General features: G+C 54.7%; 9 protein-coding genes and 1 other RNA gene. 2 read left to right on the top strand and 8 right to left on the bottom strand.

Annotated elements, in window-relative coordinates:
• Nucleotides 1-2 precede the first annotated feature (2 nt).
• The 7 genes from CODIS_RS05620 to rnpB form a co-directional block, all read right to left on the bottom strand.
• Nucleotides 3-1370 carry a UDP-N-acetylmuramoyl-tripeptide--D-alanyl-D-alanine ligase gene (locus CODIS_RS05620; RefSeq protein WP_069122004.1) on the bottom strand — a complete coding sequence of 456 codons (1368 nt, stop codon included), beginning with the start codon at nucleotides 1368-1370 and terminating at the stop codon, nucleotides 3-5.
• Entirely contained in the window at nucleotides 1367-2905 is a 1539-nt protein-coding gene (locus CODIS_RS05615; protein WP_083220571.1) for a UDP-N-acetylmuramoyl-L-alanyl-D-glutamate--2,6-diaminopimelate ligase, read from the bottom strand. The genes CODIS_RS05620 and CODIS_RS05615 overlap by 4 nt, the downstream gene beginning before the upstream one ends.
• Complete coding sequence (locus CODIS_RS05610) at nucleotides 2902-4641, bottom strand: peptidoglycan D,D-transpeptidase FtsI family protein (protein ID WP_069122001.1); 1740 nt, start codon at nucleotides 4639-4641, stop codon at nucleotides 2902-2904. Before CODIS_RS05610 ends, CODIS_RS05615 begins: the two co-directional genes overlap by 4 nt.
• Before the next feature lie 2 nt (nucleotides 4642-4643).
• Nucleotides 4644-4916 carry a cell division protein FtsL gene (gene ftsL / locus CODIS_RS05605; protein WP_235615138.1) on the bottom strand — a complete coding sequence of 91 codons (273 nt, stop codon included), beginning with the start codon at nucleotides 4914-4916 and terminating at the stop codon, nucleotides 4644-4646.
• Nucleotides 4913-5842, bottom strand: a complete 930-nt coding sequence (gene rsmH / locus CODIS_RS05600; RefSeq protein ID WP_069121999.1) for a 16S rRNA (cytosine(1402)-N(4))-methyltransferase RsmH — start codon at nucleotides 5840-5842, stop codon at nucleotides 4913-4915. The genes ftsL and rsmH overlap by 4 nt, the downstream gene beginning before the upstream one ends.
• The gene (gene mraZ / locus CODIS_RS05595; protein ID WP_069121994.1) at nucleotides 5842-6297 is read right to left on the bottom strand and encodes a division/cell wall cluster transcriptional repressor MraZ; all 456 of its coding nucleotides are present in this window, start codon (nucleotides 6295-6297) and stop codon (nucleotides 5842-5844) included. The genes rsmH and mraZ overlap by 1 nt, the downstream gene beginning before the upstream one ends.
• Before the next feature lie 261 nt (nucleotides 6298-6558).
• Nucleotides 6559-6923, bottom strand: an RNA gene (gene rnpB, locus CODIS_RS05590) — RNase P RNA component class A.
• A 671-nt stretch (nucleotides 6924-7594) separates the two neighbouring features.
• Here rnpB and CODIS_RS05585 point away from each other — a divergent pair.
• Entirely contained in the window at nucleotides 7595-8116 is a 522-nt protein-coding gene (locus CODIS_RS05585) for a hypothetical protein (protein ID WP_069121992.1), read from the top strand.
• Nucleotides 8117-8414: 298 nt separating this feature from the next.
• On the opposite strand, the gene CODIS_RS05580 is transcribed toward CODIS_RS05585, so the two are convergent.
• Entirely contained in the window at nucleotides 8415-9221 is an 807-nt protein-coding gene (locus tag CODIS_RS05580; RefSeq protein WP_069121989.1) for a hypothetical protein, read from the bottom strand.
• 316 nt (nucleotides 9222-9537) lie between these two features.
• On the opposite strand from CODIS_RS05580, the gene CODIS_RS05575 reads away from it, so the two are divergent.
• Complete coding sequence (locus tag CODIS_RS05575; protein WP_069121986.1) at nucleotides 9538-10647, top strand: GAF domain-containing protein; 1110 nt, start codon at nucleotides 9538-9540, stop codon at nucleotides 10645-10647.
• The last annotated feature ends 37 nt before the right edge of the window (nucleotides 10648-10684 follow it).

Here is a 10684-nt window from a genome sequence, read left to right as displayed (position 1 = left end):
TGTCAGCCTCTCCCCTCATTCATCAGCCGATCCACCACCCTTTCCATGGCCGCACTTCGGGATCCCTTTACCAGCAACGTATCGCCTTGCCGTAGCGAGCCGGCCAGGCTCCCCACCAGTTCGTCCAGATCCGAAAAGGCAAGTGCTCCATCGCCGAAGCTCAATGCTGCATGCCGACTCAGCTCTCCCAGGGTATAGAGGTGGGAGAGTCCCGCCTGTTTCGCCTTTACGCCCATCTGACCATGCAGGGCAATGGATTGGTCACCCAGCTCAGCCAGATCCCCCAACACCAGCACCCGCTCGCCCGGTGCACTGCGTAAAACCTCCACTGCGGCTTCCACCGAATCGGGGTTGGCGTTATAGGTGTCGTCGATGAGGCGGTAGCCGGCAGGAGTGAAGCGCATCTGCAGACGGCCTGACACTGGCTCGACAGTTGCGAGTCCCCGTTCGATATCACCGCCTGAGCACCCCATCGCCAGCGCACCTGCAATCGCCGCCAGGGCATTCATCAGATTGTGTTGGCCGGCGAGCGCAAGTCTTATGTCAAAACACTCTGCCTGATAACTGACCTGCATGTGGTTGTAATAACCCGATTCCGTCCAGCGCATCTCGGCACGGGAGAGATCACAATGCACGGCCGCATGCCTCGAACTGCCAAAGCTGATCAGTCTGCGTTCGCCCAGCAGATCGCGCCAAAGGGGAAAATAGTCATCGTCGGCATTCAATACAGCGACCCCGGTGGGTTTGAGTCCACTCAGGAGCTCCCCCTTCGCCCGTGCGACACCCTGCAGATCGCCGAACCCCTCGAGATGAGCGGCGCCGGCATTAGTGATGAGGGCCACATCCGGGTGGGCGATCTGGCTCAGGTAGCCGATCTCGCCGGGATGATTGGCGCCCATTTCCACCACCGCGTAGGCCTCATCCTGCAAGCGCAGCAATGTGAGCGGCAGGCCGATGTCATTATTCAAATTACCCCTGGTGGCCAGTACACTCCCTTTTTGCCGGAGGATGGCGGCGAGCAGCTCTTTGACGGTGGTCTTGCCGTTGCTGCCGGTAATGGCGATCAGCGGTACTGCAAAAAAGTCCCGCCAGACACCGGCCAGGCGACCGAGTCCGATCCGGGTATCCGATACCTGAATTTGGGGAATCTCAGGATTCTGCGGTTCGCTCACCATCACTGCCACAGCCCCCTTGTCCCACGCCTGACCGATGAAGGTGTGACCATCAAAATTGGGCCCCTTCAATGCGACATAGAGGTCGTTCTCCACCAGGGTGCGGCTATCGGTGCTGACCGAGCTGAAACGGACATCTTCGCCAACCTGGGTTCCATGCAGGCGTTCCGCTATTTGAGAGAGATAGAGCGCGTTCATTGGGCCTCCACCGACCACGCATCGAGTGCGGCTGCGACCTGTTCACGATCATCGAAATGGAGCACCTTCTCCCCGACAAGCTGGTAGTCCTCATGACCCTTGCCCGCCACCAGCACCAGGTCACCCGGCGATGCATGGGCAATAGCAACATGGATTGCACGATGCCGATCGGGTTCGACCATCGCCCTGTCCGACATCTTCATGCCGGCCAGGATCTGATGAATGATTTCACCGCTCGGTTCACTGCGCGGATTGTCATCGGTAATGATTACTCGATCGGCCAGCTGTTCGGCCAATTCGCCCATCAGCGGGCGCTTACCGCGATCGCGGTCGCCGCCACAGCCGAAAACCACACTGAGCGAACCAGGACAGTGCACCCGAAGGGCCTGCAAAGCCTTTTCCAGGGCGTCCGGGGTATGGGCGTAGTCGACCACGACGCCAGGTCTCTCTCCGCCGCCCAACAACTCCATCCGGCCGGGGATGGTATTGAGCTCCGAAAGCACCGCCACAGCGCGTTGCAAAGACCAGTTCCGTTGCAACAGCACCAACAGGACCGCCAGTAGATTGGCCGCATTGAAGCGACCAAGCAGTTTTGTCTCCAGATCAGCTTCGCCCAGGTGGGTCGAGATCTTGATACGCATTCCCTGGGTAGTGGGATCTATCTCCAAGGCCCGTGCCCATCCGGTAAGACCGGCCGGCAATTCAGCTGCCGGCTCGAGACTGTATCCCAGCAGCTTCACCCCTTCCGCCATCGATCCGACAATGGTTCTGCCGAAACTGTCATCGAGATTGATCACCGCACTGCTGAGGTCCGGCATATGAAACAGCCTCTGTTTTGCCGCGGCATAGTTTTCCAGCGTTCTGTGATAATCGAAATGATCGCGGCTGAGGTTTGTGAAGATTGCACAATCAAATGCCACAGCAGCAGCCCGATTTTGATCCAATGCATGGGATGAAACTTCCATGCTCACCGCGCCAACACCCTGCGCCAGCAGTTCATGCAAATGTCTCTGCAAGGTCACCGCATCGGGGGTTGTATAACCGGTTGACTTCAATTGCCCGGGGAGCCCCACACCCAGGGTACCCATGATGCCGCAGGGGATCTCGCTCGTCAGCGCATGGGCCAACAATTGACTGATACTGGTCTTGCCATTGGTGCCGGTTATCCCATAGACGGTCATCTGACGGCTGGGATGCCGGTAAAAACGGCCGGCGATCCGGCTTACATAACGTGATAGGCCAGGTACCGCCAACAGGGGCACGGGCAGCTTCACATCGGCTGCCAGCTTTTTTCCACCTGCAGCACCCGCTTCCCAAACAATGGCCGCAGCACCCCGGGAGACCGCCTGTTCGGCAAAAGCCAATCCATGATGATGTTCACCGGCACAAGCAATAAAGAGCGCCCCCGGTGATACTTCGCGGCTATCCAGGGCGATCCCGGTCACTTCACGATCATCATGCGCCGGCATGGAGACTATTCCATGCAGCAGGGATGTCAGTGTCACTCCTTCCATGATGCGCTCGGCAGCCATCATTGCCGGTCCCCCAATCGAGCCATCAGGGTATTATTTTCATGCCAGTGCTTGTCGGGAGGAATGTTCAACAATCTCAGAGCGCCACTCATCACCCTTGAGAAGACCGGCCCAGCCACCAAACCACCGTAATACTCCTTGCCTTTGGGTTCATCGATGAACACCGCCATCACCAGACGGGGGTCGCCGGCCGGTGCGATACCGACAAAAAGGGAGAGATATTTATCCTCCGCATATCCCCCGGCTACCGATTTTTTTGCTGTCCCCGTCTTGCCGGCCACGCGATAACCGGGGACTGCGGCCTGAGGCGCCGTCCCCTCATTGGACACCACGGCCTCCAACATCTCGACCACTGTCCTGGCGGTACTCTTGCGCATCACCCTGACACCCTCCACAGGCTGATCAAGCTTCAGCAACGAGACCGGCATGCGCAAACCGTCGTTGGCCAGCACCGCGTAGGCCCTGGCAAGCTGCAATGGGGTCACGGAGAGCCCATAACCGAAGGAGAGGGTCGCCTGTTCAAAACTGGACCAATCGGAGAAGTGCGGCAGCCGACCACCGGACTCGCCGGGGAACTGACTATAAGGACTCTCACCGAAACCCAGGCCCGAAAAGAGTCTCCACAAGGTCTCCGGCTGCATCGACAGGGCAATCTTGCTCGCACCCACATTGCTCGATTTACGCAATACTGTCGCCACATCGATCATGCCGTAGTTTCGGTTATCCCTTACCAGATAGCGTCCCACCTTCATCTGGCCGGGGGAGACATCGATCGGCGTATTGGGATTAAAACGTCCCAACTCCACTGCCGCCGCCACAGTGAACGGCTTGATGGTGGATCCGGGTTCGAAGACATCGGTTACCGCACGGTTGCGCAGACTGCTGGAGCGGCGGCCACGCAGTGCGTTCGGGTTGTATGACGGGCTGTTGACCATCGCCAGAATTTCACCACTGCGGCTATCCAGGATCACCGCTGATCCCGACCGCGCCTTATGCTTGCTCACCGCTGCCTTGAGTTCCCGGTAGGCGAGAAACTGCAGGCGCCGGTCGATACTGAGTTTCAGTTCCTTGCCGGGGAAAGGACTGCGGATATTCTCCACCTGTTCAACCACGCGCCCCTTGCCATCCTTGATCACCCGCTTTGCACCGGCACTGCCGCTGAGCCACTCATCGTATGCCAGTTCTATCCCCTCCTGCCCCTGGTCATCGATATTGGTGAAACCGACGATATGCGACATTACCTCACCACTTGGATAGAAACGACGGTACTCGGTAAGCAGGTCGATCCCATCCAGCTCGAGGGCATCCACCTGCTCTGCAATGTCGGGATTGACGCGTCTTTTGAGATAGACAAACCCACGTTCACTGGAGAGTAACCTGCGCAGGCGATCAGGATCGAGATTCAGGGTCGATGCAAGCGCACCGATGGTTTCGCTGTCGCCCTTGATGACTTTCGGGTTGGCGGCCACGCTTTTAACCGGAGTACTGATTGCCAGCGGCTCTCCATTGCGGTCTGCGATCATGCCCCGACTGGCACTGACCTTCATGGTGCGCAGGTAACGCATCTCACCCTGTTCCTGCAGAAAGGCGGTCTCAAACACCTGGCGATCGACGGATCGCCAGATCAGAGCAGCGAAGGCCAGTCCGATCACCACAAGCACAGTGATGCGCCGGGCGCGATAACTCGGTAGCCTGATGACTTCCGCCTGGTGGTTCTTTCTCTTCTTTCCGCCCGCCATGATTAGCGCCTGATCACTACAACTTCATCAAATTGGGGCAGATGCATTTTCAGTCTGTCCCGTGCCCTTTTTTCCACTTCCGAATGAGTCGCCAGGGTGCTCTCTTCCAATTGCAGGCGCCCCCATTCGATGCCGATACGCTCCCTCTCCGCCTGTAGCTCCTGCAACACGACGAAATGTTTGCGGCTTAGATATTTGCTGTAGACAACAGCTATCGCCGATGCCAGCACCGCTGCCATCAATATCGCAAACAGTATGTGTCCGGTACGACTCAAGAGAGTCGCTCCGCAACACGCAGCACCGCACTTCGAGCCCGCGGATTGGCTGCGGTTTCATCATCACCCGGCCGTACCGCCTTGCCCACCAGACGCAGACGAGGCTGCATACTGTCCCGGGTGACCGGCACTCCCGGGGGATACCGATCGCCTTTCGCCTGATCACGCATGAAGCGTTTTACTATCCGATCCTCCAGTGAGTGAAAACTGATTACCGCCAATCGACCCCCGATCGCCAATACATCGATTACCGACTGCAATGCCCTCTGCAGCGCATCCAACTCGCTGTTGATATAGATGCGTATCCCCTGAAAACTGCGCGTCGCCGGGTGCTTGCTCTTTTCCCATGCGGGATTTGCCCCGCTCACAATTTCCGCCAATTGCAGCGTCGATGTAATAGGGTTTTGTGCTCTCGCTTCAACGATGGCCCGTGCAATCCGCTTCGCATGGCGCTCTTCGCCATAGGCCTTCAAGACCTCTGCGATCTGCTTCATCTCGGCCTGAGCCAACCACTCGGCCGCCGAGATGCCACTATCGGGATCCATACGCATATCCAAAGGCCCGTCCTTAGTGAAACTGAAACCGCGCTCAGCCTGATCCAACTGGGGGGAGGAGACCCCCAGGTCCAGCAGGATGCCGTTGACCTTTCCCATCAACCCAGCCTGTTCAGACACCTCGGCCAGCATGGCGAAGCTCTCCTGTACGATTCGAAAGCGAGCATCCTGACCAAACCTCTTCCTGCCAAAAGCCACCGCGTCCGGATCCCTGTCGATAGCCAGTAACCGCCCCCGCTCACCCAACGCATGTAAAATCTGACGACTGTGCCCGCCTCGACCGAAGGTACCATCAATATAGATACCGGCCGGATCGATCTTCAGCGCCTCTATCGAGGGCTGAAGCAGCACTGAATCGTGGGCCTGCTTCATCAGATCGAGAGTGACTTGAACTCTTCCGGCAGATCGAGCTTGTTGATATCCACCTTCGCCAACTGAGCCTCCTGCCGGCTGTTCCAAGCTTTCTCGTCCCACAACTCAAACTTATTTATTTGACCCACCAGGGCAACCTTTTTGTTGAGGTCGGCAAATCGTCGCAACTCCTGTGGAAGCAGGATCCTGCCCTGGCTGTCCATATCGATTTCATGTGCGTTACCGATATAGAGCCGCTGCAGAAACCGCGCGGTCTCATCAAATGACGGCAGCGACCTGAGCTTCTCTTCAATCTCGAGCCAGGTGGGTTTGGGATAGATCAGCAGGCAGTGATCCTTGTCGACGGTGATCACCAACTCGGCACTACAGGCGGCCACAAGCTGTTCGCGATACTTTGTCGGTATCGCAAGCCGCCCCTTGGCATCCAGATTGAGTGATGAAATCCCGCGAAACAAGTCAGCGCCCCTTTGATGGATCGATTTTCCCTAATTCTCCACATTCTTCCACTTCAACCCATATTAGGACCCCATCCACCACCTTGTCAAGGTAGAGAACGTAAAAACTCTTTGCTGCTCAGTGGCTTAGGCGAGCAATTAAAAGCACCGACAAGAACCGGCTAACCACTTTAAATACAGCAATATGACCTTCAAACCTAAAGTGATTTATTAAGAGATGGGGGATGAATCCCCCAGAGAGTGGAGGAATGTGGAGAGAGAAGCGGGAGTCAGCCTGTAAGCCGGGTTCTGTCGAGGACAGCCATTCATCTGGGATATGCGTCACCACACACCTCAAGCAACCTACCCAGGGACAGTGCGGGCCGCACTCGATATGCACCATGGCACATCCGTCCCTCTATTTGGTCTTGCTCCGGGTGGGGTTTACCCTGCCAGCGCTGTTACCAGCGTTGCGGTGCGCTCTTACCGCACCATTTCACCCTTACCAACAGCCTGAGCCGATGGCGGTATGTTTTCTGTGGCACTTTCCGTAGGCTTGCGCCCCCCAGGCGTTACCTGGCACCCAGCCCGTCGGAGCCCGGACTTTCCTCTGCATCATTCGACACAGCGGCTGTCCGGCTGACTCCCTGGCTTCACTTTAGGGGTAATTCGCCTGCCTGACAAGCTACCTCACCATAACCCAAACCCGCAGCTCAAAACATATGTCGGTGTTTGAATTGCGAATTCGCAATGCAGCCGCTTAAAAAAAAGCCTAGTCTGCCGACATCATAGGTGGTGGCCTTCGCACCTCAAAGGCATCGGCTTTGGCTTGAAGTTGTAACGGTATACCGAGAGTAGTTGAGAGGTAAAACCATGAAAATGCCAAATAATCCCCTGCTATCCATCGATACGCTTGTCCTGGCTGCGGCGAGTATCTGGGCGGTCTTTGTGCTGATCAGTCTTATCGTCTGATCCAACACGACCTCACCGTCCCACTCTCGATCGATAAGGAATGACTTGTCGATGGATGGTCACTGCACCGTTAATTCACCTCCCCCACCCGCAAAGACCACAGGCACCAAGACATTAGAGATCTCAGTACTATACCCGCAACAACGCAGCCTCAAGCGTTGAGATGGCAACGATTTCTCCTCATTTGTTAGCGATTTCCGCTACACTACGCAGATAAAAGCGTCTTCTACGTATAATTGACATCTTTCCGAAAAGGGACCCAGGGCACCAAGCGGAAGACCGATGGCGACACACCATCACTTGGCGTTTCCGGCCGGCGCATAAAAGGCAGCACTCGACCAGTCACATGAGAGATAAACGAAGTAGCGACAAATCCGGCACCACCCCCAAACAACCGCCCAAGCGGCCAGCCCGGGACTATTCAGCTCTACCGCAACGGCCGATCACACTGAAACATAGCAAAAAAAAGAAGTCGGCCAGTAAAACAATAAAGAGCAGCGCCAACAAAATGCCATCTTCAGCCTCCAAGAAAAAGACCCCACCTAAAAAAGCTGTGCCGCGAGTGAAAAAAAAGCCCGCCAATCGGTGGCTGCTGAAAGGTATATCCGAAACAACCCGGCAATATGCCCAAGAGGAAGCCAATCGTCAGGGTGTTGCTATCGGAGAATGGATAGAGCGGTTGATTCTGAGCAGCCAGCGGTCAGCGACCGGCAGACAGCAGGTACCTGACGAATCGCAGACAGATGACCAGCAGGAAGAGATCGCCGAGGCCTTACACGCTATAGAGCAGCGTCTGGACAAGATCGAAGAGCAGAAGGGGTTCTGGAGGCAGTTCTGGGAGCAGGTGAAGGAACAAGCCAAGCCTTAAACAAAGGCCATACACCCATCGCCCTGTTCAGGGTGAATGTCTTGTCCTCTGTTTTATATCGATCCTCAAGTCGAAAACACACGAATCTGAAAAGGAGCCAAAGACACCCTGACCGATCCCCCATCGTTGTGTTTCGGTAACGCGTGCTGTTGCGGTGGCGGGTATCCGCAGGGTGAGAGGCTATTCCTGATCCTTTTTATCGATGGTCTGGGCCTGTTGTTCCCACGCTCCAGCGTGGGAAGGATATCGGGCACCGACGAGCACTGAAACGGCTAGTAGAGATCATTCAACCTCGTTCTTAGCTGCTTGGTAAAACGTATTGTGTCACGCGTTCCATCACTACGATAGGCCAGCACGCTTTCACCATCGAGCAGCTTAACCAGGCGCCGCTCAGTCTTGACCGCATCCGTATTTGTAACAGGCAGCACGGAGATTTTCTCAAGTGCATCGTACTGGCCGAGTTGACACGCACCACCACCAGGCGCGGTGCGAATATCTTTCTGCTCAGCTTAAGCACGGTGTCTATAACCGGCTCAATCTGATCAACATTCTCAATGCTTTTGGATTGACCCAATTCGGCTTTTTTATACAAGTGAAACGATCGCCATGAAAAGAGCACTCCGGCACCGAGGAGTGCAATCAGCATCAGAACAAATCCACCAGCGATTACTCCTATCACCAAGGCCATAACAATGGTGACGATGATTTGACCGATTATCGCTTCGAAACCACCTCCCCGATTGTTAGTTTTCATGCCATCAATAATACTCCCCATGTAGTCTGTAAAACCTTTACCAAATAACCAAAACAGTCCGACAACGATCGCAGCCAGAAACATCCACCGCAGAAAACCCAGAATTCGCCCACGGGTCTTGATACCAAGAATCGGTGCGATCTCGTTATCGTCCAAGGTCACCAGGCGCCATCTTTGCCCCATGGCGGATGCCGCCGCAAAACTCAGTGCCTCGGTTGCTTCGTCATGGCCGAAACGGCGCAGAAAAAGCACCAGCCGCCTGCAACCCCGAATCAACCTGAGACCCAATGTCAGACCGACAACAGCAATCACCGTAGCAATGAGAAAGACGACAGCCTGATCCGATTCCATGTCAGGGAAATCTGCTCAGACTCACCATACCTGGCTTATGCAACGGTGCGGTTGAAGAAAACCATGAATAAAACCGGGTCAGAGAGTAATGCGTCATGCCTCCCATGATCAACACAAGGTGATAAACAGAGTATCAACGAACGATATTGATGGATTTTTTCGCCACCACACTCCTATCCGGAACTAGACAAGATGGATCAAAGTATCTCAATCTTCGGTTTCGTGATGATTTGGTAAACTACAATATTGTTATAGTTGGTAAGAATCTCAATAATCAAAAAGCTATATCAATACAGAATAAAAGAACGAGGCGGTCATGAGCAGTTCATTCGGAGAGCAACTGATTCAGTTCGCATATGCGGTGGATTACATAGACGCAACCAGTTTCAACCGTATACGGCAACTGGTGGATAACTACACTCGGAACACCCTCAACATCACTGTAACCAGGTTCATGGTCACATCGCGCATCGGCAACGAAATTGGGCTGATTCCACATAAGCACGCAACCATGGGAAAGTACAGTACCATGCCGGTTCGTGACTCGCGCGGACGCGTCGCCAGCCAGACGGCATTTGCCTTTCTCTACAACAAGCGACTCTGGATCGTCAGCGCCAATCCTTCTGAGCCATTACTACCAAAATGCCGCAGCTATCGTGATCTGTGGAGTAAATCCAAAGGGATTCCGAAGTACATCAAACCCACCAACGACCCGATCAAGACCTCCATCATTATCCCTCTCAAAGATGAAAACGGTAATGTGTTCGGGGTATTCAATTTCGAGACGGTCGAGCGGCTGGATATCACCAAAGCCGCAAAACAGGAACTGACGATCATTGCAGATGCCATGGCCATTGCTTATCGCACACATTCAACCACAAAAGCCAGGAACCTGTTTACAGGCAATGCTATTGATGAACTCAATAAAATACTCCAGCACCCCCTGCCAAAACTGACCAAGCCGAATATCTTTCTGGCTTCTTCGACCAATGCGGAAAGCGATGTAATCAGTACGATAAAAAAGGTCTTTCTCGAAAAGGAGTACCTGGACAAGTTCAATCAAATCTACTGGAAAGACATACACCGGCCGGGAAATATCAACATGCAGCTGTTGAACGAACTTGGGACATGCCGCTACGGCGTCTGTTACCTCTCGGAGAGAATCCCCGATGCACAGCCTGCCCTTTATCAAGACAATCCAAATGTGGTGTTTGAAGCCGGAATGCTGCATGGACGCAGCGATGCCAATTCGCCAACCCCCGCCAGCTGGATACCTATTCGGGAAAAAAACTCAACCGATGCACCCTTCGATTTTGCTTCTGAACGAATGATCATTGTTCCGAGGCAGAACGGCCGACTGCAGGTATCACAGTTCAAGACAATGTTTCGTAACCGACTGGATGCTTTGATCGGTACTAAGAAGTGATGGGCTGCCGAACCAGGCTTGTTTGGTGTCGTAGTAT

This window comes from Candidatus Thiodiazotropha endolucinida (genome assembly GCF_001715975.1).
Taxonomy (GTDB): Bacteria; Pseudomonadota; Gammaproteobacteria; order Chromatiales; family Chromatiaceae; genus Thiodiazotropha; species Thiodiazotropha endolucinida.
This window is presented reverse-complemented; position numbering and strand designations above follow the sequence as displayed.